Genomic DNA, 23,510 nt, shown 5'->3' with positions numbered 1-23,510 from the left:
ACACCCTCCCCAGCTACATGCTCCCCGCCGCCGTCGTCATCCTCGACACCCTCCCCGTCACCGCCAACGGCAAAATCGACCGCCGCGCCCTCCCCACCCCCGACTACACCAGCACCACCGAAGGCCGCGCCCCCCGCAACACCACCGAACAAACCCTCTGCACACTCTTCGCCGACGTCCTCGGACTCACCACCGTCACCATCGACGACCGCTTCTTCGACCTCGGCGGCCACTCCCTCCTCGCCACCAAACTGGTCAGCCGCATCCGCACCGCCCTCAGCACCGAACTTCCCATCCGTGCCCTGTTCGACGCCCCGACCGTCGCCGCCCTGGCCGCCGTCCTGCCCGCCTCCGGCACGGCCCGTCCGGCCCTGCGGCCCATCGACCGGCCCGAGCGCATCCCGCTCTCCCCGGCACAGCAACGCCTGTGGTTCATCGACCAGTTCGAGGGCCCCAACGCGCTCTACAACACCCCGTGCGCGGTGCGCCTGACCGGCCGGGTCGACGCCCCCGCCCTCCAGGCGGCGCTGACGGACGTCCTCGACCGCCACGAGGTGCTACGCACCGTCTACCCGACCACCGACGGCCAGCCGCACCAGCTGATCGTCGAGCGTCCCGAACTCCCGCTGCACACCGTGTCGGTGGCCACCGAGGAAGCGCTCCAGGACGCCCTGGCCGAGGCCGGCGGGGAGGTCTTCGACCTCGCCCACGACCTGCCCGTCCGCGCCACGCTGTTCTCCCTCCCGCACGACGAACACGTCCTGCTCGTCCTCATGCACCACATCGCCACCGACGGCTGGTCCGTCGCCCCGCTCCTGCACGACCTCGCCACCGCCTACGAAGCCCGCCTCGCCGGCACCGCACCGCAGTGGGAGCCGCTGCCGGTGCAGTACGCCGACTACGCCCTCTGGCAGCACGAACTCCTCGGCACCCCGCAACAACCCACCACCCTGCTCACCGAACAACTCGCCCACTGGCAGCAGGTGCTGTCCGGCCTCCCCGAGGAACTGGCGCTCCCCTACGACCGGCCGCGCCCGACCGCGCCGACCCGTCGGGGTGCGGCGGTGGAACTGCACCTGGACGGCGAACTCCACGGCGCCCTGGTCGAGTTGGCGCAGCAGAGCCGAGCCAGCGTGTTCATGGTGATGCAGGCGGCACTCGCCACCACGCTGGGCCGCCTGGGCGCGGGCACCGACCTGCCGATCGGCACCGTCGTCGCCGGGCGCACCGACGAAGCGCTCGACGACCTGGTCGGCTTCTTCGTCAACACCCTGGTGCTGCGCACCGACACGTCCGGCGACCCGAGCTTCCGGGAGCTGCTGGAGCGCGTCCGGATCGGCGCCCTGGACGCCTTCGGGCACCAGGACGTGCCCTTCGAGCGCCTGGTCGAGCTGCTCAACCCGGCGCGCTCGACGGCCCGGCACCCGCTCTGCCAGGTGATGCTGACCTCCGGCGGCGACGCCGGAACGATCCGCCTCGGCGGCCTGCCGGGCCGGGTCGAGGCGCTGGATTCGGACCTCGCCAAGTTCGACCTGACCTTCGCCTTCAGCGAGGCCTTCGACCGTGACGGCACCCCCGCCGGCCTGGAGCTGACGGTCGAGTACGCCGTCGACCTGTTCGACCGGGCCACGGCGGCGGCGACGGCCGCGCGGTTCGAGCGCGCCCTGCGCGCGGTGCTGGCCGACCCTGACCAGCGGGTGGGCCAGGTGGAGATCCTGGCGCCGGAGGAGCGCCGACAGCTGATCACGGCCTGGAACGACACCGACCACTCCGTCGCCCCCGCCACCTTCCCGGCGCTCTTCCAGGCCCAGGCCGCCGCCCGCCCCGACGCCGTCGCCCTCGCCTTCGGCGCCGAGCAGCTCACCTACGCCGAGCTGAACGGACGCGCCAACCGCCTCGCCCGGCTGCTCACCGCACACGGCGCGGGCCCCGAGCGGTTCGTCGCGATCGCCCTGGAGCGCTCGATCGAGCTCATCGTCGCCCAGCTCGCCGTCCTCAAGGCCGGCGCGGCCTTCCTCCCGCTCGACCCGCGCTACCCGGCCGACCGCATCGCCTACATGCTCGCCGACGCCGCCCCCGTCCTGGTCCTCACCACCGGCACGGTGGCCGCCGGCCTGCCGGCCGACAGCGCCGTCCCGCGCCTGCTGGTCGAGGAGCTCGACACCTCCGGCCACCCGGCACACGACCTCACCGACGCCGAAACCGACGCCGAAACCGGCACCGAACCCGACGCCGAAACCGGCACCGCCACCACCCCCGACGCCGCCGCGTACGTCATCTACACCTCCGGCTCCACCGGCCGCCCCAAGGGCGTCGTCGTCCCCCACACCGGCCTCGCCGCCCTGGTCGAGAGCCAGCGCCAGAGCCTGGCCGTGACCCCGGACAGCCGCTACCTGCTGTTCGCCTCCCCCTCCTTCGACTCCGCCGTCGCCGAACTCAGCCTGGCCCTGCTCACCGGCGCCCGCGCCGTCCTCGCCGACGCCGACCAGCTGCTGCCCGGCCCCGCCCTGGTCGAACTGATCGCCGAGCAGGGCGTCACCCACGTCACCCTGCCGCCAACCGCCCTGGCCGTCCTGCCCCCCGACGCGCTCGCGCACGTCGAGACCCTGGCCGTCGCCGGGGAGGCCTGCCCGCCCGACCTCGTCGAGCACTGGTCCGCCCGCCTGCGGATGGTCAACGCCTACGGGCCGACGGAATCCACCGTCTGCGCCAGCATGACCACCCCGCTGTCCGGCCGGATCGCACCGCCGCTGGGCCGGCCCATCCTGAACACCCGGCTGCACGTCCTGGACGCCGCCCTGCAGCCCGTCCCCGCCGGGGTCGTCGGCGAGCTCTACCTCGCGGGCTCCGGCCTGGCCAGGGGCTACCTCAACCGGCCCGGCCTGACCGCCGAGCGCTTCGTCGCCAACCCGTACGGCGCCCCCGGCAGCCGGATGTACCGCACCGGTGACCTCGCCCGCCGCCGGGCCGACGGCTCCCTGGAGTACCTCGGCCGCACCGACCACCAGGTCAAGGTCCGCGGGTTCCGCATCGAACCCGGCGAGATCGAGGCCGCCCTCGTCCGCCACCCCTCCCTCGCCCAGGCCTTCGTCCTGGTCCGCGAGGACCGCCCCGGCGACCGGCGCCTGGTCGGCTACGCCGTGGCCCGGCCCGGGCAGACGGTCGACCAGGCCCTCCTGCGGGCCCACGTCGGCGCGACCCTGCCCGACTACATGGTGCCCTCCGCCGTCGTGGCCCTGGACGCCCTCCCCCTCACCGCCAACGGCAAGGTCGACCGCCGCGCCCTCCCCGCCCCCGACACCGCCGCCTGGCCCGGCGCCGGGCGGGCGCCCGGCACGCCGCAGGAGGAGGTGCTCTGCGGGCTGTTCGCCGACGTGCTCGGGCTCGAACGGGTCGGTGTGGACGACAACTTCTTCGAGCTGGGCGGGCACTCGCTGCTGGCCGCCCGGCTGGTCGCGGGGCTACGGGAGCTGGTCGGCGCGGGCGAGGGGATCGGGGTCCGCACCGTGTTCGAGGCGCCGACCGTCGCCGGGCTCGCCGAGCGGCTCGCCCGGGGGCCGGGCGCCGAGAGCTTCCCCGTCCTGCTGCCGATCCGCACCCGGGGCTCGCGCCCGCCGCTGTTCTGCGTCCACCCGGCCGCGGGCATCAGCTGGGTGTACACGGGGCTGCTGCGCCACCTCGACGCCGAGCAGCCGATCTACGGCCTCCAGGCCCCGGGCCTGGCCGATCCGGGCCACCGCCCCTCCTCCGTCGCGGAGTTGGCGCGCGACTACCTCGCGCAGATCCGCGCCGTCCGCCCCGAGGGCCCGTACGCCCTGCTCGGCTGGTCCTTCGGCGGGGCCGTCGCCCACGCGATCGCCGCGCTGCTGCGCGACCAGGGCGAGGAGGTCCGGCTGCTGGCCCTGCTGGACGCCTATCCGGGCGCCGGCGAGGCCGGGCCCGAGCAGTGGCGGAACGACCCGGAGCAGCTGGCGGTGATCCTCGACTCGCTCGGCCACCCGGCCGGGGAGATCGGCGCCTGGCCCGAGGACGAGGACGGCTACGCCGAGCTGGTCCGGCACGGCGAGGGCCCGCTCGCGGGCCTCAGCGGCGCCGCGGTGGCCCGGGTGGTCGCGGTCTTCCAGGCCAACGCCGAGCTGGCGCACGCGCTCCCGCTGCCCGGCTACGACGGCGACGCGGTGGTCTTCACCGCCGCCAAGGACCGCCCGGCCGACGCCCCCGACCCGGACGGCTGGCGCCCCCACGTGGGCGGCCGGATCGACGTCCACGAGGTGCCGAGCACCCACGGCGCCATGACGGGCCCCGAGGCGCTCGCCGTCATCGGCCCGGTGCTCGCCGGCCGCCTGACCGGCCGACCGGCCACCTGACCGCCTGACCGACCGGCCGCCGACCGGCCTCCTGACCCGCCGACTTTCGCATCCCTTCCGACCGCAGGCCACCGACCTGCACCCACCGCGCGGGCCGCACCCGGCCCGCCCACCGAGAAACGGACACCACCATGACCACTGCCGCCATCCCCGACACCTGGCGCGGCGTCACCCCGTCGCCGATCACGTCGACCGACGCCTACAACGGCTTCATCGCCGCCAACGTGATCTTCGCGCTGGACCGGATCGGCGTGCTGGAGAAGCTCGGGCGCGGCGAGCCGCTCTCGGCCGTCGAGGCCACCGCCCAGGGCGGTGACACCGCCCGGACCGAGGCCGTCCTGCGCGCCGCCGCCGACTGCGGCTACGTCAAGGCCGACGGCGGCACCTACGTGCCCACCGAGGTGGGCCTCGAAGTCGCCGCCGCGCGCGGCTACTTCACCTGGGCCGTCGGCGGGTACCACGACGTGTTCGGCCGCGCCGGGCACCTGAGCGCGGGGACGCACCGCTACAGCGAGGACGTCCTGCGCGACGAGGCGATGGTCGCCCTCGGCTCCGCCCAGTGCGACCAGTCGCTGTTCGCCGCGCAGCTGACCGACGTGCTCTCCGGCATCGACTTCCGCACCATCGCCGACCTGGGCAGCGGCACCTCCGCCCGGGTGCGCCGGGTGGTCGGGCAGCGCGAGGGCACCCGGGGCCTGGGCATCGACATCAGCCGCCCGGCCACCGACATCGCCCGTCGCGACATCGTCACGGCCGGGATGCAGGACCGCGTCACCGCCGTCCGGGCCGACGTCCTGGGCCTGCTCGGCACCCAGATCGACAACGACGCCGAGGCCGCCGAGGTGGCCGAGGTCGACACCGTGATGAGCTTCTTCCTGCTGCACGACCTGCTGGCCGACCCGGCCACCCGCTCCTCGATCTTCACCCGGATGCGGGAGGCCTTCCCGAAGGCCCGCACCTTCGTGCTCGGCGACACCATGCTGCGCGGCCCGGGCGAGTCCCAGAGCGCCCTGCCGGTCTTCTCGGTCGGCTTCGAGCTGGCGCACGCGATGATGGGCGTGCCGCTGCACACCAAGGAGACGTACGAGGAGCTGTTCACCGACGCCGGACTGCGGATCGACCGCGTCGAGGCGCTGGCCACCCCGCACTCCTGGCTCTACGTCCTCCAGGCCGACTGATGGCCGCCGCCGCCAGACACCTGCTGGCGCAGAACGAGCACCCGGGCCCGCCGCTGCCGTCCGTCGTGGCCGCCCTGGCCGCGGCCGCCGGCGACCTGCACCGGTACCCGGACTTCCGCCCGCAGCGGATCGAGGGGATCATCGCCGACTGGCAGGGCGTCCCGGCCGCTCAGGTCGTGGTCGGCCACGGCTCGGCGGGCGTGGCGCTGGACCTCTTCCACGCCGTCGTCGGGCCCGGCGACAACGTGGTGCACTCGGCGCCCTGCTTCGACGCGTACCCGCTGTTCTGCGAGATCGCCCGGGCCGAGGCCCGGGCCGTCCCGCTCGGCCCCGACGCCCGGCACGACCTGGCCGCGATGGCCGATCGGCTGGACGAGCGCACCCGGATCGTCGTGCTGTGCAACCCGCACAACCCGACCGGCACGGTCTACTCCTGGGCGGAGCTGACGGACTTCTTCCGCCTGGTCCCGGCCACGGCGCTGATCCTGCTGGACGAGGCGTACGTCGACTTCGCCCGGGACTGGGCGGCCCCGGCGGTGCCGGACCGGATCTCCGAGTGGCCGAACCTGGTGGTGCTGCGCACCCTCTCCAAGTCGCACGGCATCGCCGCCCTGCGGATCGGCTACGCGCTCGCGGAGGAGTCCGTGGCCCAGCGGGTACGGGACCACCAGGTCCCGTACGCGGTGAACCGGCTCCAGGAGGCGGGCCTGCTGGCCGCCGTCTCGGCCCAGGACGAGGTGGACCGGCGGATCGCCGAGATCGCCGCCGAGCGGGAGCGCCTGCGGGCCGAACTGCTGCGGCTGGGCTGGACGGTGGCGCCCAGCCTGACCAACTTCCTCTGGGTCGTCGCGCCGGGCGACCAGCTCCCCCTGCGGGCGGAGCTGGAGCGCCGAGGGGTGGCCGTCCGCTACTACCCCGGCCAGGGCATCCGGATCGCCGTCGGTGAGAAGGACGCCAACGACGCGGTGATCGAGGGCTTCACCGCCACCGCGCCCGCCGCTCCCTGACCGCACCCCGCGCCCGCGCATCCCGGCCGTCTCCGCACGTCCCAGCACGTCCCCGCACGTCCCCGCACGTCCCCGCGCACGGCGCGTGAGGGCGCACCGTCCGCGCCCCACGCGCCGAGCAGCCCAGCACCCTCAGCAACCCAGCACGCCCGGCACGCCCAGCACCCGAAGCGCCGTCGGCGCAGCGAAGGAACCGCGATGCACCCGCTGTTGGCCCGCCCGGAGTTCCGGCGCTACCTCGCCGGGCAGACCCTGTCCGTCCTCGGCGACAGCGCCCTCTCCATCGCCCTCGGCATCTGGGCCAAGGTGCTGACCGGCAGCAACTCCGCCGCCGGGCTGGTGCTGTTCTGCTTCGCCGCGCCGCTGCTGCTCCTGCCGCTGGGCGGCCTGCTCGCCGACCGGGTCCGGCGCAGACCGCTGCTGGTCGGCGTCAACCTGATAGTGGCAGTGGGGTTGACGCCCCTGCTGCTCGTCGACGGTCCGGACCGGGTCTGGATCATCTACTGCACGGCCTCGCTCTGCGGTCTCGCCGGGGCCGTGCTGGCCCCGGCGCAGAGCGCCCTGCTGCGGACGATCCTGACGGATCGTCAGGACTTCGGCGCGGCAGCCGGGTTTACCCAGAGCGCCCGGGCCGGCACCACGCTGGTCGCGCCGCTGCTCGGCTCGGGCCTCTACAGCTGGCTGGGCGGGCACGCCGTGGCGCTGGCCGACCTCGGCGTGCTGCTGCTGGCGGCCCTGGCCTTCCTCGGCCTGCGGGCGGACGAGCCCAGGCCGGAGCCCTCGGGCCTCCGGTGGCGCACCGAGGTGCTGGCGGGCTTCGCCCACCTGCGCGGTGCGACCGGGCTGCGCCCGCTGGTGGCGGCCACCGCCGTCACGGGCTTCGTGCTGAGCCTGCTCCAGCCGGTGCTGTTCGCGCTGACCCAGCACGGGCTGCACCGCCCGCCGCAGTTCCTCGGCGTGCTGGAGACGACCGAGGCGGTCGGGGCGCTGGGCGGCTCGGTGGTCGGCGGTCTGCTGATCGGCCGGCTCGGACCGCGCCGGACGGTCATGGCGGGGTCGGTGGTGTTCGGCCTCGGCACGGTCCTGCTGCTCGCGCCGTCCCTCCCCGTGGTGGCGGCCGGCCTGGTGATCGCCGGGGCGGGCATCCCGGCCGCCATGGTCGGCCTCGCCACGGCCGCCCAGGCGGCCACGCCGCCCCAGCTGATGGGCCGCGCCCAGGCGGCCGTCAACCTCTCGCTCACCGCCCCGCAGGCCCTCGCGGTCGGCGTCGGCTCCGGACTGGTGGCCGCCCTGGACTTCCGGGTCGTGCTGGCCGTGATGGTGCTCGGCGCCCTGCTCGCGGCCGCCCACCTGCTCGGCAAGCCCGAGGCCCCGACCGGGCCCGAGGCCCCCGCCGGCACCGAGACCTCCGCCGAGACCTCCGCCGAGCCCGCGGCCCCCGAAGAGCCCGAGAGCCCCACCGAGCCTCCGGCCGGCTCCGAGAGCCCCACCGAGCCCGGGAGCGCCCCGGACCTCCAGCGCACCTGATCGCCCGATCACCCTCGACACCTCCTCTCCTCCTCACCAGAAAGCTCCTCAGATGACCGACCGCTCCTCGCCCACCACCGCCCCGCTCCCCGTCGAACTGGACCACGTCGAGTTCTACCTGTCCGACCTCACCGCCGAGACCGCCCGGCTGACCAGCGAGTACGGCTTCGAGCTGCTCGTCCCGCCCACCGAGCGCGGCGAGGCCGCCGAGCGCTGCCTCTCGGCGCTGGTCGGGCAGGGCACCATCCGGCTGCTGCTCACCCAGCCGCTGGCCGGCGGCCACCCGGCCACCGACTACCTGGCCCGGCACGGCGACGGCGTGGGCGCACTGGCCCTGCGGGTGCCGGACGCCGCCGACGCCTACCGGACGCTGACCGGCCGGGGCGCCGACGGCCTGCGCCCGCCGCAGGCCGCGCACGGCTGCGTCACGGCGGTGGTCGGCGCCTTCGGCGACGTGGTGCACACCCTGATCGAGCGCGGCCCCGAGGCCCCCGCCGACCGGATCCCCGGCCTGCCGGACGCCGCCCCGGTCACCGACACCGGCACGACGGGGCTGCGCTCCGTCGACCACTTCGCGGTCTGCGTCCCCTCCGGCGAGCTGCGCGAGACCGTCCGCCGGTACTGCGAGGTCTTCGGCTTCCGGATGATCTTCGAGGAGCGGATCGAGGTCGGCGCGCTCGGCATGGACTCGGCGGTCGTGCAGAGCGCCGACCACAGCGTCACGCTCACCCTGATCGAGCCGCTCAGCCCGGACGCGGGCGGCCAGATCGCCTCCTTCCTCGCCGACCACGGCGGCGCCGGGGTGCAGCACGTGGCCTTCTCCTCCGCCGACGCCGTGCACTCCGTCTCCGCGATGGCGGAGCGCGGCGTGCCGTTCCTGCGCACCCCGGGCGCGTACTTCGACGCGCTGCCCGCCCGTCTGACGCCACTGCGGCACTCGCTCGACCAGCTGCGCGCCCTGCACCTGCTGGTCGACCAGGACCACGACGGCCAGCTGTTCCAGATCTTCACCCGCTCCCAGCACCCGCGCGGCACCTTCTTCTTCGAGGTGATCGAGCGCATCCGGGCCCGCACCTTCGGCAGCAACAACGTCCGCGCCCTCTACGAGGCCGTCGAACTCCAGCGCAGCGCCAGCGAAGTGGCCGGATGAGCGCGCCGGCCCTGACCGGGCACCAGCCCTCCCCCGCCCCGTCGCCCTCCTCCCCGTCACCCTCCCCCCAGCCGCTCTCCGTCGCCGAGTACGCGGAGCCCGCCCGGGCCGTCCTCGCGCCCGAGGTCTGGGACTGGCTGGAGGGCGGCGCGGAGCGCGAGAGGACCCTCGCCGGCAACCGGGCGGCCTTCGACCAGCTGGCCCTCGTGCCCCGAGTGCTGGCCGACGTCTCCGCCTGCGACACCGCCACCACCCTGGTGCGCAGCCGCGCGACCGTGCCGGTGGCGGTGGCGCCCGTCGCGTACCACCGGCTGTTCCACCCCGAGGGCGAGCTGGCCTCGGCCCGGGCGGCGGCCGCGGCGGGGGTGCCGTTCACCGTCGGCACGCTCAGCAGCGTCGGCTTCGAGGAGCTGGCCGCGACGGGAGCCACGCTCTGGTTCCAGCTGTACTGGCTGCGCGACCGGGGGCGGCTGCTCGACCTGGTCGCGGCAGCCGAGGCGGCGGGCAGCGAATGCCTGGTCGTCACCGCCGACGTGCCGTTCATGGGCCGCCGCCTGCGCGACGCCAAGAACGCCTTCGCGCTGCCCGCGGACGTCCGCGCGGTCCTGCTCGAAGACGGCGCCGCCGGGCGGGCCCACCAGGCGACCACCGCTGTCTCGGCCGTGGCCGCGCACACCGCCGAGCTGCTCTCCCCCGCCGTCACCTGGGCGGATCTCGCCTGGCTGCGCGAGCACACCAGCCTGCCGCTGATGGTCAAGGGGGTGCTCGACCCGGCGGACGCGGTGCGGGCCGCCGAACTCGGCGCCGAAGCCGTGGTGGTGTCCAACCACGGCGGCCGCCAGCTCGACCGGGCCGTCCCCTCGATCACCGCGCTGCCCGCCGTCGCCGAGGCGCTGGCCGGCCGCGCCTGCCAGGTGCTGCTGGACAGCGGGGTGCGCGGCGGATCGGACGTGCTCACCGCCCTCGCCCTCGGGGCGTCCGGGGTGTTGCTCGGACGCCCGATGATCTGGGGCCTGGCGGCCCGGGGCGAGGCCGGCTGCGCCCACGTGCTCGACCTGCTGGCCGCGGAGCTGCGGCACGCGCTCGGCCTCGCGGGCTGCGCCGACCTGAGCGCGGCCGCCGCGCTGCGCACCACCCCCATGCCCTGCCCCACCTGGAGTGCACCGTGACCACCACCGCCCCACCCCGCGGCCTGCTGCGGGCCGACCTGCACCCCTCCCTCGCCGACCCGGCGATGACCTCGATGAACCTGCTCAACGAAATCTCCATCCGCTACCCGGAGGCGGTCTCCTTCGCCGCGGGCCGCCCGGCGGAGCAGTTCTTCGAACTCGACGCCGTCCACCGCCACCTGGACCGCTACGTCGCCCACCTGCGCGCCGAGCGCGGGCTCTCCAAGGAGGCGGCCCGGCGGCAGGTGCTCCAGTACGGGCGGACCAAGGGGATCATCCACGAGCTGATCGCCACCCACCTCGCGGTGGACGAGGGCATCGAGGTGCCCGCCGAGTCGATCGTGGTGACGGTGGGCTGCCAGGAGGCGATGTTCCTGGTGCTGCGGGCGCTGCGCCGCGGCCCCGAGGACGTGGTGCTCGCCGTCTCGCCCACGTACGTGGGGCTGACCGGCGCGGCGCTGCTCGCCGACCTGCCGGTGCGGCCGGTGGCCGACGGCCCGGACGGCGTGGACCTCGCCGACCTGCGCCGCCAACTGGCCGCCGCCCGGGCCGAGGGGCTGCGTCCGCGCGCCCTCTACCTGGTACCGGACGTCGCCAACCCGAGCGGGGCCAGCCTGCCGCTGGAGCTGCGGCGGGAGCTGCTCGCCCTGGCCGCCGAGGAGGACTTCCTCCTGCTGGAGGACAACCCGTACTGCGTCTTCGCCGGCGAGGAGCGGCTGCCCTCGCTCAAGGCCCTGGACACCGAACGGCGGGTCGTCCACCTCGGCTCCTTCGCCAAGACGGCCCTCCCGGGCGCCCGGGTCGGGTACGTGGTGGCGGACCAGCCGGTGGCGGACGGCGCGGGCGGCACCGACCTGCTGGCCGACCTGCTCGGCATGATCAAGAGCATGACCACGGTGAACACCTCACCGATCGCCCAGGCCGTGATCGGCGGGGCGCTGCTCGAACACGGCTACAGCCTGCGGGCCGCCAACACCGAGGTCGCCGCGCTCTACCGGCGCAACCTCGCGCTCGTCCTGGCAGGCCTGGCCCGGCGCTTCCCGCCCGGCAGCGGGGTGAGCTGGAACGAGCCGCGCGGCGGGTTCTTCCTGGTGGTCACCGTGCCGTTCGTGGTGGACGACGCGCTGCTCGAACTCTCGGCCTCGGAGTACGGGGTGATCTGGACCCCGATGTCGCACTTCTACCCGGACGCGGGCGGGGAGCGGCAACTGCGGCTCTCCGTCAGCCAGGTCGACCCGGACACCGTCGACCGCGGGCTGGACGGACTGGCCGCCCTGATCTCCGCACGGTCCTGATCTCCGCACGGTCCTGATTTCCGTACGGTTTTGATCGCCACACGGTCCTGATCACCGTACGGTTTCGATCGCCGTACGGTCCTGACCTCGGAGGGGGCGCCCGCTCCGGCGCCCCCTCCTTGCCGGCCCCGCGTCAGGGGCAGCGGTTCGGGCCCGGGTCGGCGATGCCGACGCTCCCGGGCGCCCGGTCCGCCGGCGTGGCGTCCTCGGACAGCATCTTGATCCGGACCTGCCGCACATACCGGTCCACCAAGTGGCGCAGCACGCTGACCGTGGCGGCGACGTCCGGCGCCGGAATGCCGTCCAGCGCATTGGCCAGACCGGCGATGTTGGCCTGTTTCAGACGGTTGAGCATCGCCCGCCCCTCGGCCGTGAGCGCCACCTGGCGGGCCCGGCGGTCCAGCACGTCCGGAGTGCGTTCCACCAGTTGCTGGGTCTGCAGCCGGTCGATCTGCCGGGTGACGTGGGAGGGCTTGACCATCAGCCGGGCGGCCAGGTCGCCCACGCGGCTGACCTCCTCGGCCTCGGCGAGCGCGCGCAGCAGGTAGACGTCCGAGCGCGCCGCCGTGATGCCGGCCCGCGCCGTCTGGCGCTCGTGTTCCTGCGAGCGGGTCAGCAGGTAGGCCAGCGAGGCCAGCACCTCCTCCAGTTCGGAGGTGGCGGTCGGATTGTCTGTTGCGTCCGGCATGGGGGAACTGTAGCGACCCCGTTCGGGGAGTGGCTCCCCTCTCGACCACTGACCGGTTTCCAGACAGATTCGTTCGCCACCGGATGGGCCCTTTCGCCACCACTGACCGCGAGTTAGCGTGACGGTGAGTTAGTTGCTTAGGGCATGCAACGGTCCCGGGCGCTACCCCACGGCACCGCAGGCCCATCCGCTCGGCGCCACCGGCAAATCCGCTCCGCGAAGGGAGCCCATGATGGCCACCGCCGCTCACAACCCCCGGTTCACCCACCCCGCCGCCCGTGGCGGCTGCCCGTTCGACCCGCCGCCGGCCTACCAGCAGGCCCAGCAGGACGAACCGATCAGCCGGATCACCCTCTGGGACGGCGCCCCCAGCTGGCTGGTCACCCGCCACGACGACATCAAGGCCGTGCTCAGCGACGCCCGCTTCAGCTCGGACGCCGCCCGGCCCGGCTTCCCGTTCATCAGCGCCGGAGCCCGGCAGCTGAGCACCGGCCAGCGGACCTTCATCCGGATGGACGACCCGGAGCACGCCCACCTGCGCCGGATGCTCACCAGCGAATTCATGATCAAGAAGGTCGAGGCACTGCGCCCCGAGGTCCAGCGCATCGCCGACGAACTGCTCGACGAGCTGACCGCCGGCCGCAACTCCGGCGACCTGGTCCACGAGTTCGCGCTGCCGCTGCCGTCCCTGGTCATCTGCCTGCTGCTCGGCGTCCCCTACCAGGACCACGACTTCTTCCAGGAGTGCAGCCGGGTCCTGCTGCGCCGCGACTCCTCGGCCGAAGAGGTGCAGATCGCCCAGAAGAACCTGGTCGACTACCTGGTCAAGCTCACCGACTCCAAGCGCACCGAGCCCGACGACGGCATCCTCAGCCGCCTGGTCGCCCGCGGCGAACTGAGCACCGAGGAGATCGGCGCCATGGGCCGGCTGCTGCTGGTCGCCGGACACGAGACCACGGCGAACATGACCGCGCTCTCCATCCTGGCCCTGCTGCAGAACCCCACCCAGCTCGCCCACCTGCGCGAGCACCCGGAGTCGGTCGCCGGCGCCGTCGAGGAACTGCTGCGCTACCTCACCATCGTGCACTCCGGCCTGACCCGGGTCGCCACCGAGGACGTCACCGTCGGCGGCGTCCGGATCCGAGCGGGCGAGGGCGTGATCTGCATGATCAGCACCGCGAACCGGGACGAGCAGAAGTTCCCCGACGGCGACGAGCTCGACCTCTCCCGCGACGCGCGCCTCCACCTGGCCTTCGGCTTCGGCGTCCACCAGTGCCTCGGACAGCCCCTGGCCCGGCTGGAACTGCAGATCGCGCTGAACTCCATCCTGCAGCGACTGCCCGAACTGCGCCTGGCCGTACCGTTCGAGGAGATCCGCTTCCGGGGCGACATGCTCATCTACGGCGTCCACGAGCTCCCCCTCGCCTGGTAGCGGCCCCCCGCGTCCGAACCGATCCTCCGAAAGGAAAGCCATGCTCATCCACATCGACCAGGAAAAGTGCTGCGGCGCCGGCCACTGCGTACTGGCCGCCCCCGAGGTCTTCGACCAGCGCGAGGAGGACGGCATCGTCATCCTCCTCGACGCCGCACCCCCCGCCGACCTCCACCAGGCCGTCCAGGACGCCGCCGCGGTCTGCCCGGCCGCGGCCATCCGCCTCGAACACCTGTAATCACCCCCACTCCCCAACCCGCCGCCGGGCGAAGACCTTGACCGCGCGTCGGGTCCGGCCGAACCGACCGGTCCCGACCGAGGCCGAACCTCGACATCCACGCCGTGGAACAATGGACGGACCTCGCGAGGGGAGGCGGCGAGCATCGAAGGAGCGGCGGGTTGGCAGGGCTGGTGACCGACTGGATCCGGGTTCCGGTGGGCGAGGACGCTTCGAGGTGGACCACCCGCGGTGGCTGCCGCCGGGTTCTCCTCGTCGTCCACAACGTGACCTCCGCGACCCGTCTCCTGGACGTCGTTCCGCTGTTCCGCGACGACCTCAGGATCCAGCTGCTGGCCGCCTGTACGGGATCGTCCCCCTTCAGCGCAGGAGTCGCCGAGCTGCTGAGCTCCCTCGGGGTTCCGGTACTTCCGTGGGAGCAGGCCAAGCAGACACCCGTCGACCTCGCCCTGTCAGCCAGCTTCGGCGGTGAACTCTCCGTTTTTCAGGGGAAGTTGGTCGTCCTCTCGCACGGAACCGGATACAATAAAAGGCTTGCGACACCGAACACCGAACACCGAACACCGAACACCGAACACCGAACACCGAACACCGAACACCGAACACCGAACACCGAACACCGAACACCGAACACCGAACGCGCCGCATGCCCCTGTCTTCGGCCTGGCGCCCGAGTGGCTGCTGTCCGACGGGGTTCCGCTCGCCCGGGCGATGGTGCTCTCCCACCCCGAGCAGCTCGGCCGGCTGCGCGAAGCCTGCCCCGAGGCCGCTCCGACGGCGGTGCTCGGCGGCGACCCCTGCTTCGACCGCATCCTGGCCGCCCTTCCGTACCGGGAACGCCATCGCCGCGCGTTCGGCGTCCGGCCCGGACAGCGGCTCGTCGTGCTCAACTCCACCTGGAACCCGCAGTCGCTCTTCGGGGACGCCGGCACGGACGACCCGCTGCCGTGGCTGCTCGACCGCCTCACCGCCGAACTCCCGGTCGACGACTACCGGGTGGCGGCCGTCCTCCACCCGAACATCTGGCACGGCCACGGCCCCGGCCAGGTCCGCCTCTGGCTGGACCGCGCCGAGCGGGCCGGCCTCACCCTGATCGACCCCCTGGACAGCTGGCGACAGGCGCTGATCGCCGCCGACGCGGTGATCGGGGACTTCGGCTCGGTCAGCTACTACGCCGCGGCGCTGGGCACCCCCGTTCTGCTCGGCACGGCCTCCGACGAGGTCCTGGGCGCCACCTCGCCGGTAGCGGCCTTCGTCCGCGAAGCCCCCCGACTCGCCCTGGACTCCCCCCTGCGACCACAGCTGGACCAACTCCTGACGTTCCATCAATCCATGACCAGTGCCAGCGAATTGACGACCTCGGCGCCCGGCGAGGCGGCCGGCCTGCTGCGTTCGCTCTTCTACGAGGTCATGGGGCTGCCCGAGCCGACAGAGCCGGCTCTCCTGGACCTTCTCCCACTCCCGGACTACCGGCCACCGACCCGAACCGTGCCGCTGCGGGTCCGCACCCGCCCGGGGCCCCGCCCGCACGAAGTCACCGTCGAGCGGGTCGCCGAAGGCCGGTACGGGCCTTCCGGGCCCGGCTCCGATCACCTCGCGGTGCACGAGGACACCCTCGACCAGGGCCTCCTCGGTCTGGCCGACGCGATCCTCCGCTACGGGGAGGCCGACGACCCCCGGATCGGTCCGCCCCGGGAGTGGGCCGCGGCGACGCTCGCCCGCTACCCGAACTGCTCGCTCGCGGCCTTCGTCTCCGGTCCGGACACCTGCGAAGTGCTGATGCGTGAGTGGGGATTCGTCCGCCTCACCAGCCCCTCGCTCGACCCGGCGGCGGCCGCCTCGGCGCTGTTCGCCCAATTGGACGGCGCCGCCGTCCCCCGACCCCTGCGACCCCTGCCGCCGATGGAGCTGACGGTGCGCACCGGCGGCGCGTCCCACCCGGTCCTGGTCAGTCCCGTTCCGTGAGGCACTGCTGCCGCAGGCCCGCCAGGTAGCGCAGATGGGGCTCCGCCTGCTCACGGTCCAGGATCGCGGTGGCCTCGTCGATCGCGGCCAGCGCCTGATCCGTCGCCGAGGTGTCCGCCCAGGTCTCCGCGAGATTGGTGAGGGTGCGGGCCGCGTTGTAGTTGTCGCGCAGACGCCGGAATTCGGACAACGCCTCCGTCAGCCAGACCCGGGCCCGCTCGTACTCGGCCAGGCCTCGCAGCGCCCGCCCCCGGTGCCGCTTCAACAGCGCCCGGGCCCGCGGAACGTCCCCCGCCCGCTCGTGGTCCGGGCCGATCGAGGCGAGCAGTCCGTCAGCCCGCTCGAAGCAGTCGTACGCGGGCTGCCACCGCCACTGCCGAAGCCTCAGCAGCCCGAGCGACTCGACGGCCGTGGCCTGGCCCAGCAGGTGGCCGGCCCGTTCGAACGCCGAGGAGGCGTCGACCAGACAGCTCTCGGCCTCGGCCAGCAGGTCCAGTTCCATCAGGGCGAACGCCAACTGGGTGTGCATCCGGCCGGCCATCGCCGAGTCCGGGTCGTGCGCGACCGCCGCCCGCACGGCGGTTCGCAGCGCCGGCAACAGGGCCTCGTGCCGACCGGCCTTGAGCTGCACCGCCCACGACGCCTCCGCCAGCTCGCACGCCGTGGCCGGCGCGGCCAACTCCTCGGCGGCGAGCACCGCCTCGACCAGGTTGCCCACCTCCGCGGCCAGAGCGGCCAACGCCGCACCGGCGTCCGGGTAGTCGCCGGGCCCGAGCTCGCGGTAGAGCGGCCCGACGTGCCAACGCTCCCGCAACGCCGCGTAGTCGGCCCGGACGGCGAAGCGCAGCAGGTGCTCCACGGCACGCGTCACCGCACCCGCGCACGCGGCCAGCCCGTCCACCCGCGCCGCCTGCTCCTCGGCGAACCGGCGCACGGCGGGCCGGTAGCGGTAGCGGCCCTCGGGTGTGGCCTCCACCAGGCCGGCCTCGGCGAGCCCGGCCAGCAGGACACCAGCACGCTCAACCGTGGGTCCGCCGGGGCCTGCGACCGCCACGGCCAGCTCGGGACCGACGGCCGGCCACGGCCGCAGGGCACAGAGCCGGAACAGCCGGGCCTCCTCCGGCTCCAGTACCTCGTACGACTCCTGCACGGCGGCGCGCACCGGATCACCCGCGTGGGGATCGCCACCGCCGTCGCCACCACCGCCCCGGCCCCGGCGCTGCTGGGGGATGAACGCCAGCCGGGGAGCCGCGGCGCGCAGGGCGAAGGGCGATCCGCCGCACCGTTCGAGAACACCCGACAGGGCGGGGCCGGCGGCGGAGACGGTCTCCTTCCCCGCGAGGTCCGTGAGCAGCCGCCTGGCGTCCTTGTCGGACAGCGGCCCCACCGGAATCGGAACGGCGTCGAGACCGGTGAGCGGACGCCGGGCCACCACGACCGTGACGACGCCCGGGGCCGCGGTGATCAACGGCCGGACCTGGGCCGCCGAGCGGGCGTGGTCCAGCACGACGAGCAGCTGCCGCTCGGCGACCAGCGACCGGAACCGCTCGACCCGGTCCTGCGCGGCCGGCGGAACCCGGTCCGCCGGCATGCCGAGGTGGATCAGGAACTGCCGGAGCACAGCGGCCGCATCGGGTGCGGTGGCCGGCGACCCGCCGGAGAGGTCCGCGTAGAGCTGCCCGTCCGGAAACCGCTTCCGCTGCAGCGCGCCCCAGTGAACGGCCGCGGCGCTCACACCCATTCCCTGAGGCCCGTACAGGACACTGACGCGGGGCGTGCCGTCCGCCTTCCGTCCGGCCTCCTTGTCCAGCAGCGCCAGCACCTTGCGCCGGTCGGTGAAGAAGCGGTCGGAGGGCGGCAGCAGGGAGGGCGCCGCCAACGGCCCGGACCAGCCCCCGCCCTGGCCACCCAGCCAGGCGCGAAGCGCCCTGGCCTGCGCGGGATCCGACCCCGCCGCATCCAGCAACAGCTGCGCCACAGTGGCCCGTTCGGCGGCATCGGTCGGCGCCGGCACGTCCCGCCCCGTCACCCGGCGGACGAAGGCACCCGCCGACTCCCAGGCCCACTTGCCGGCCTCGTTCGCCACGCTCGCACCCACGGCGCCGAAAACAGCGGCCACCGCCGACAGCGACACCGGCTCGAACACCCCACACCCCCTGGTCCATCGCGGCACACCCGACCAGCAGCCGCCGCACCCTCGCGTCCGGCCCCACGGTAGCCTGCGCAACCTCACCGTGGGTGCACAGCCGCCTGCTTGCGCACGGGCGGGTCCGGTTCCGTTTCCTCCCCCCGCGGACCGGGGTCCACGACGCCTACGCCCGACTCGTGGCCCGCCGGGCCCTCCGCGCGCCGAACGAGGCGTCCTCCGCCACGCCGGCCGCGTTCATGGAGAGCATCATCCTCAACGGCCGCATCCGCCTCATCGACGGCCGCAACCTCAAAGCCCTGCCCGCCGAGCACCTGACCATCGACGTCCCGATCGAACTGTCCAGGGTCCCCTGAGGCTGGCAGGCTGGCAATCTCATGTAAGGGCGGCTGTGGGGACGCCGCAGCAGGTTGCAGCAATCCTCCAGCTGGTCCCCGGCAAGATCGCAAGACGCCGGTGCCACGGCCATCGATCACCTGTCGGCCCATCAACAAAAGGGCCGCTGACCTGGGATTCCTCCCGGCCAACGGCCTTTCCGACTCGCGTCGGGACGACAGGATTTGAACCTGCGCCCCCTTGACCCCAAGCGGTCGAAAGAGCGTCCAGTTGGCATTCGACAGTCTGAATCCCGCAGGTCAGGGCCCATCCCGTCCAGCCCACATGACGCCCGATGGCATCTCATGACGCCCAGTCCGTGAGAGGCGCGTGAGAGGCGGCGAGCGAGGGGGAGTTCGAGCGTGATTTGCCGCGCATCCCCATGGTGGCGCTACCCAGCAGGCTGAAGCCATCCCACGCAGTAAACCGCCCGCCGCGGCCCGGTGACCCACCCGAGCACCTCCGCCCCACCAGCCAGCTCGCCGCAGCCCCGCGCAGTGATCGACTCCGACACGTCCACCAGCCTGGCCACTGCCGCGATCCCGTCCTGATATCGCGAGGAGTACCAATAGCGGGCTAGGCATTTCGCCCAGGTGGCCGCATTGTTGGGGTGGTCCTGAGGCTATAGTCGCCAGCTCATATGAGCACAGTCCGACGGCTCGCCGGGGCCTTTCGCGTGCTGTCAGCCCGCGGCCAGGCCGGCCAGGGCCTGCTCGATCGGCAAGGTGCCGGAGATGACGTCGAGGGCGCGGTTCCGGGCGGCCGGGTGGGAGAGGGCGGCCACCACGACGGCAGCGAGGTCGTCGCGGGGGATGCTTCCGTCGGGCAGCGCGGGGGCGAGGGCGATGCGCCCGCCGCCGCTGCGGTCGGTGAGGCCGCCCGGGCGCAGGACTGTCCACTCCAGGCCGGAGCGAGCGAGCACGAGGTCGGCCTCGTACTTGGCGCGCAGGTAGGAGCGGAAGCCCAGCGGTGCCTGGTCGGCGCGGTCCGCTGGCATGGCGGAGACCTGGACGTAACGGCGGACGCTGGTAACCTGGGCGGCCTCCACAGCGGCGATCGCTCCGTCGCGGTCCACCCTGAGAAGGTCGCGCGAGCGGGGGCTGGACACCCCGGCGCAGTTCACCACGGCATCGCTGCCGGTCAGGAGCTCGGCCAGGGCAGTGGTCCCTGCGGTCAGGTCGCCGAGGACCGGGGCCGGCCCCTGCTGCCCGCCGGTCCCGGTTCGCTTGCGGTCGCGCGAGACCGCACGGACCTGGTGACCCGCGTCGAGCAGCAGGGAGACGACCCGGGAGCCGGTCCGGCCGGTCGCGCCGAACACAGTGATGATCACGATTTACGTCCTTGGAGGTGTCACGAGCGGTCGATGGCATCGGCAGGGCCCGCGGCGGAGATCGTCCTGGGTGCCAGGGTGGCGTTCCAACTGGCCAGCAGCCGCAGCACGGTAGCCGCGTCGGAGCCCGCCTCGGCGGCGTACGCGATGAGCTTCTGCTCCGGGTCCTCCGTCAGCTGGAACGTGCTGAAGTGGAGCTTGACCAGCCCGACTTCGGAGTGCCGGAAGGTCTTGGTGCCGAACGTCCTGGACTTGACGTCGTGCCCCGCCCACCAGTTGCGGAACTCCGGGCTCCGGAGCGACAGGTCGCCGATCAGTCCGGCCAGCCGGGGGTCGTCGAAGTGGCGCCCGACCTCCAGCCGGAGGTTGCCCACCACGTTCCTGGCGATGTGCTCCCACTCCGGATAGATCTCCCGGGCGCGCTCGTCCAGGAACACCAGGCGGGCCAGGTTGCGCTCCTTCGGGGTCAGCGCCGGGAAGTCCGCGACCAGCGCCCGAGCCATCTCGTTCCACGCGAGGACGTCCAGCCGGCGCCCCACGATGTAGGCGGGGACGTCGGTCAGCGCGTCGAGCATGATCCGCAGCCCCGGCCGGACGCGCTGCTGCGCCGGTTCCCGCGACGCCTGACGAGAGGGCTGCGCGAGATTCCGGAAGTGCTCCTGCTCGTGCTGGTCCAACCGCAGCGCGCCGGCCAGCGACTCAATCACGCTGTCCGAGACCCGGCGGATCCGGCCCTGCTCGACCCGGGTGTAGTAGTCGACGCTTATTCCGGCCAGTTGGGCCAGTTCCTCCCGGCGCAGTCCTGCGACCCGGCGGACTCCGGGGACCGGCACCACGCCGACCTCCTCGGGCCGCAGGCGCGCGCGTCGGGTCCGAAGGAACTCGCTGAGTTCGGCGCTCGGGTTCATATGGTCGAGTATCGCCCGGCTCCCCGCTCCCAGCCTGGCCCAGTTTTGACCAGGCTGCGGAACCGGGCCCTGGGGCATGCTGATCTGGACTGCGCCTGACGCCAGGTGACTGATCGTCACGCACATGGCATGAAGCGGCATGTGACGCATGGGGGTTATGGAGATGCCGAGGAGCACTGGCGCCGCCGTCGCGTCGGCGGCCGACTACCTGGACAGCCGTAGGGCCGACATCCTGCGGACGTACCGGGCCGGTCTGCGGGAGATCGGCAGCGCACTGGACAGCCAGGAGGATGCCTGGCAGGAGTTGGAACGTCAGGCCGGCCAGGTGATCAGCGTCTGCGTGGCAACGCTCGCTCGGGGAGTGCCCGTCCCGGACCGGGTGGCGTCCGACCCCCTGGAGCTGATCAACGCGGGACGGGCGGTACGCCACCTGCACCCCATCGAGGCCCTGCGGGCGAATTCGCTGCTCTTCGACGTGATCATGGCGGAGATCACCAAGGCGCTGGACAGGCACCCGAACTCCGAGGACCTGCTCGGGACTATGGCCCACGTGCTGAACCGGAGCGTCAATCAGCGAGCCGAGGCCATGATGACGGGCTACGACGCCTTCCTCTACCGCCGGTTCAAGGACGGCCACCTCGCCGAACGGCGCCGGCTCGCCCGCGAGATCCACGACCACATCAGCAACAGCGTGAGCGCCGCCCTGCGGGGCCTCGAACTGTACGAGATCTACCGTGACAACGCGCCGACGGTCGCCGCCGATCGGTTCGACCAGGCCCGGGCGGTGCTGTTGGAAGCGCTCTCCGCCATGCACAGCACCATCGCCGAACTGCGGATGTTCAATCCTCCGGGCACGGTGGCGAGCGGTCTCCAGACCTTCCTGGCCTCGGTCCAGAACGGCGACATGGTCGACATCCGGGTCACCGGGAACGAGTGCTGGCTGCCCGGCGAGCACCGCGAGCAGATCTTCGTGATCATCCGTGAGGGGCTGCGGAACATCTTCGCCCACTCCCACGCCACCAGGGCGACCGTCCGGCTGGACGTCACGCCCCACCGTGCCCGGGTGGTGATCGAGGACGAGGGCGTGGGGTTCGACGTCGCCACCGTCCTCGCGCAGGGCCGTTCGCACGGGCTGGCGTCGATGCACGAACGGACCGAGCTGCTCCGCGGCCGAATGCGGCTCGCCAGCGTCCCTGACGTGGGAACGGTGATCGACCTCTCGATCCCGCTGCCGCCGTGCGAGTGCGACCACGAGGACCAGCCTGGTAACACGATGCCTAGGCAGAGTTGAGCACTGGTTGTGGCGAGCGCCCGACGGAACGCTGGTGGATGCCCGGCCGGAGCAGCCAGGCCGGGACCGACAGCGCGAGATTCGGAGTTCCATGTCCACATCCCACAACGCACCGCAACACTCGGCCAGCCGCCCGGCGGGCGAAGACGGCTGGTTGGAGACGGTCGAGACGATCGCCGGCGCACCGGCGGCCGGGCCCGACGAGCTGCAGCACGTCAAGGTGCTGAAGGTCGGCCCGGCCGAGGCGACCAGGGTGCTGGTCCTGCTCGGCGGCCGGGAGGGCGCGGCCGGCGGATTCCGCGTCCTGGCCCGTGAACTCGCCCGCACCGTACCTGGGCTTCAGGTCTGGGCGGTGGACCGGCGGGAGCAGAACCTCGCCGACCTCCGGGACTACCAGGCCGACCTGAACACCGCCATCGACTACTACCTCGGCGGGAAGTACACCAGCCTGGAGGGTTCCGGCGCACCGTTCGCCGGCTCCTGGGGGCTCGACGTACTGCTTCGGGACGTCCGGCAGGTGGTCAAGGCGGCAGCCGACGGCGGGCGACGCGACGTCGTCCTCGGTGGCCACTCGGTCGGCGGCGCCGCCGTCGCCCACTATGCCGCGTGGGACTTCGACGGGACCCCGGGCTACCTCGACCTGTCCGGGCTGGTGCAGATCGACGGCGGCGTCCGGGACGCCTTCAAGGGCGCGGGAATGGAGTTCTCGCTGACCGCCCAGGACGCCATCGGCTGGCGGAGCGTCATCACCGACGGCTCCGTGTTCGAGAACGCGACGAGCTTGGCCGTCCGGGCGGGCGACCGTCCGGAGGACGCCGCCATCCTCTACCATCTGGCCGCCCGCTGCGCCCTCGCCGACCCGCACGGCCCGGCCCGGCTCACCGGCGGGCTCCCGGCGGCCTACGCGACCGGCGGTCCGCTGACCAACGCCGGCCTCTTCGGCAAGCTCGTCGACGCCGCCGTCGGCCACCCCGGGTACGCCGTGCACTCGGGACGGATCGGTCAGGACGGGAACTGGATCGACGACGGCCCGACGCCGCTCGCCCGGGTCGCCGAAGCCCACGCGGAGGGTCCGTCCGGGGCCTTCATCTGGTACACCCTGAACCGCGTGATGCTCGACTACGTGGCCGGCAACGCCTTCACGGACAACGACGTCACCCGGGAACTCGGCCTGCGCCTGCACCACGTCGAGGCCATCGACATCCCGCTGTACGCCTTCGGTAGCAGCCTGACCAACGGTACGGTGGCCGCCGCCGCGGAGCAGTTGGGGGCGAGCACCGCGATCCCCGCCGTCACCACGTACACCGACCTGGAGCTGACGCACCAGGACCTGCTGTACGCCGTCCCCGAGCAGAACCGCCTCCTGCGCACCCTGGTCGAGTTCCTACGGACGCTCCCGCACCGCTGACCGGCCCATCGAGCTCCGGGCGACCCCTGCGCCCGG

At 73.3% G+C, this 23,510-nt stretch carries 17 protein-coding genes; 13 read left to right on the top strand and 4 right to left on the bottom strand.

All coding sequences use genetic code 11. The annotated features are described in order from the left end of the window. Positions 1-17 precede the first annotated feature (17 nt). The 7 genes from ACIP37_RS28860 to ACIP37_RS28830 all read left to right on the top strand — a co-directional run bounded on the left by ACIP37_RS28860 (position 18) and on the right by ACIP37_RS28830 (position 11,693). A complete protein-coding gene (locus ACIP37_RS28860; RefSeq protein ID WP_400811582.1) occupies positions 18-4,367 on the top strand; it encodes an amino acid adenylation domain-containing protein in 4,350 nt (1,449 codons plus the stop codon). Positions 4,368-4,498: 131 nt separating this feature from the next. Beyond that, complete coding sequence (locus tag ACIP37_RS28855; RefSeq protein WP_363586159.1) at positions 4,499-5,545, top strand: class I SAM-dependent methyltransferase; 1,047 nt, start codon at positions 4,499-4,501, stop codon at positions 5,543-5,545. After that, positions 5,545-6,552, top strand: a complete 1,008-nt coding sequence (locus ACIP37_RS28850; RefSeq protein ID WP_400811579.1) for a pyridoxal phosphate-dependent aminotransferase — start codon at positions 5,545-5,547, stop codon at positions 6,550-6,552. The genes ACIP37_RS28855 and ACIP37_RS28850 overlap by 1 nt, the downstream gene beginning before the upstream one ends. 198 nt (positions 6,553-6,750) lie before the next feature. Beyond that, positions 6,751-8,079 carry an MFS transporter gene (locus ACIP37_RS28845; RefSeq protein ID WP_400811577.1) on the top strand — a complete coding sequence of 443 codons (1,329 nt, stop codon included), beginning with the start codon at positions 6,751-6,753 and terminating at the stop codon, positions 8,077-8,079. A 52-nt stretch (positions 8,080-8,131) separates the two neighbouring features. After that, entirely contained in the window at positions 8,132-9,229 is a 1,098-nt protein-coding gene (gene hppD, locus ACIP37_RS28840; protein ID WP_363586156.1) for a 4-hydroxyphenylpyruvate dioxygenase, read from the top strand. Beyond that, positions 9,226-10,398, top strand: a complete 1,173-nt coding sequence (locus tag ACIP37_RS28835) for an alpha-hydroxy acid oxidase (protein WP_400811574.1) — start codon at positions 9,226-9,228, stop codon at positions 10,396-10,398. The genes hppD and ACIP37_RS28835 overlap by 4 nt, the downstream gene beginning before the upstream one ends. A 65-nt stretch (positions 10,399-10,463) precedes the next feature. Next, a complete protein-coding gene (locus tag ACIP37_RS28830; RefSeq protein WP_400811596.1) occupies positions 10,464-11,693 on the top strand; it encodes a PLP-dependent aminotransferase family protein in 1,230 nt (409 codons plus the stop codon). Between the two features lie 133 nt (positions 11,694-11,826). Here the strand turns inward: ACIP37_RS28830 and ACIP37_RS28825 are convergent, their stop codons facing one another. Further along, positions 11,827-12,381, bottom strand: coding sequence for a MarR family transcriptional regulator (locus ACIP37_RS28825; protein ID WP_363586154.1), 555 nt, complete (start codon positions 12,379-12,381; stop codon positions 11,827-11,829). 232 nt (positions 12,382-12,613) lie between these two features. Here ACIP37_RS28825 and ACIP37_RS28820 point away from each other — a divergent pair, with 232 nt between their 5' ends. From ACIP37_RS28820 to ACIP37_RS28810, 3 genes are all read left to right on the top strand, one after another. Then, entirely contained in the window at positions 12,614-13,813 is a 1,200-nt protein-coding gene (locus tag ACIP37_RS28820; protein ID WP_363586153.1) for a cytochrome P450, read from the top strand. 40 nt (positions 13,814-13,853) lie between these two features. Then, entirely contained in the window at positions 13,854-14,051 is a 198-nt protein-coding gene (locus tag ACIP37_RS28815) for a 4Fe-4S domain-containing protein (RefSeq protein WP_363586152.1), read from the top strand. 711 nt (positions 14,052-14,762) lie between these two features. Then, positions 14,763-16,016 (top strand): hypothetical protein, encoded by a 1,254-nt coding sequence (locus tag ACIP37_RS28810; protein WP_400844697.1) that lies wholly within the window; start codon positions 14,763-14,765, stop codon positions 16,014-16,016. Here the strand turns inward: ACIP37_RS28810 and ACIP37_RS28805 are convergent. After that, the gene (locus ACIP37_RS28805) at positions 16,000-18,162 is read right to left on the bottom strand and encodes a tetratricopeptide repeat protein (RefSeq protein WP_400811566.1); all 2,163 of its coding nucleotides are present in this window, start codon (positions 18,160-18,162) and stop codon (positions 16,000-16,002) included. The two genes, ACIP37_RS28810 and ACIP37_RS28805, sit on opposite strands and share 17 nt — an antisense overlap. A gap of 92 nt (positions 18,163-18,254) precedes the next feature. On the opposite strand from ACIP37_RS28805, the gene ACIP37_RS28800 reads away from it, so the two are divergent. After that, entirely contained in the window at positions 18,255-18,518 is a 264-nt protein-coding gene (locus tag ACIP37_RS28800) for a hypothetical protein (protein ID WP_400811563.1), read from the top strand. Between the two features lie 701 nt (positions 18,519-19,219). On the opposite strand, the gene ACIP37_RS28795 is transcribed toward ACIP37_RS28800, so the two are convergent. Continuing rightward, positions 19,220-19,867 carry an SDR family oxidoreductase gene (locus ACIP37_RS28795; protein ID WP_400811561.1) on the bottom strand — a complete coding sequence of 216 codons (648 nt, stop codon included), beginning with the start codon at positions 19,865-19,867 and terminating at the stop codon, positions 19,220-19,222. A gap of 20 nt (positions 19,868-19,887) precedes the next feature. Then, positions 19,888-20,775 (bottom strand): helix-turn-helix transcriptional regulator, encoded by an 888-nt coding sequence (locus tag ACIP37_RS28790; protein WP_400811558.1) that lies wholly within the window; start codon positions 20,773-20,775, stop codon positions 19,888-19,890. Between the two features lie 163 nt (positions 20,776-20,938). Between ACIP37_RS28790 and ACIP37_RS28785 the strand changes: the two genes are divergently transcribed. Both ACIP37_RS28785 and ACIP37_RS28780 read left to right on the top strand, forming a co-directional pair. After that, complete coding sequence (locus tag ACIP37_RS28785) at positions 20,939-22,066, top strand: sensor histidine kinase (RefSeq protein ID WP_400811556.1); 1,128 nt, start codon at positions 20,939-20,941, stop codon at positions 22,064-22,066. 91 nt (positions 22,067-22,157) lie between these two features. Continuing rightward, positions 22,158-23,474: an alpha/beta hydrolase gene (locus tag ACIP37_RS28780; RefSeq protein ID WP_400811554.1), complete on the top strand. Its 1,317-nt coding sequence runs from the start codon at positions 22,158-22,160 to the stop codon at positions 23,472-23,474. The last annotated feature ends 36 nt before the right edge of the window (positions 23,475-23,510 follow it).

The organism is Kitasatospora sp. NPDC088861 (assembly GCF_044750105.1).
Taxonomy (GTDB): domain Bacteria; phylum Actinomycetota; class Actinomycetes; order Streptomycetales; family Streptomycetaceae; genus Kitasatospora.
Note: the sequence above shows the minus strand (reverse complement) of the source record. Positions and strands in the feature narration are given on the sequence as shown.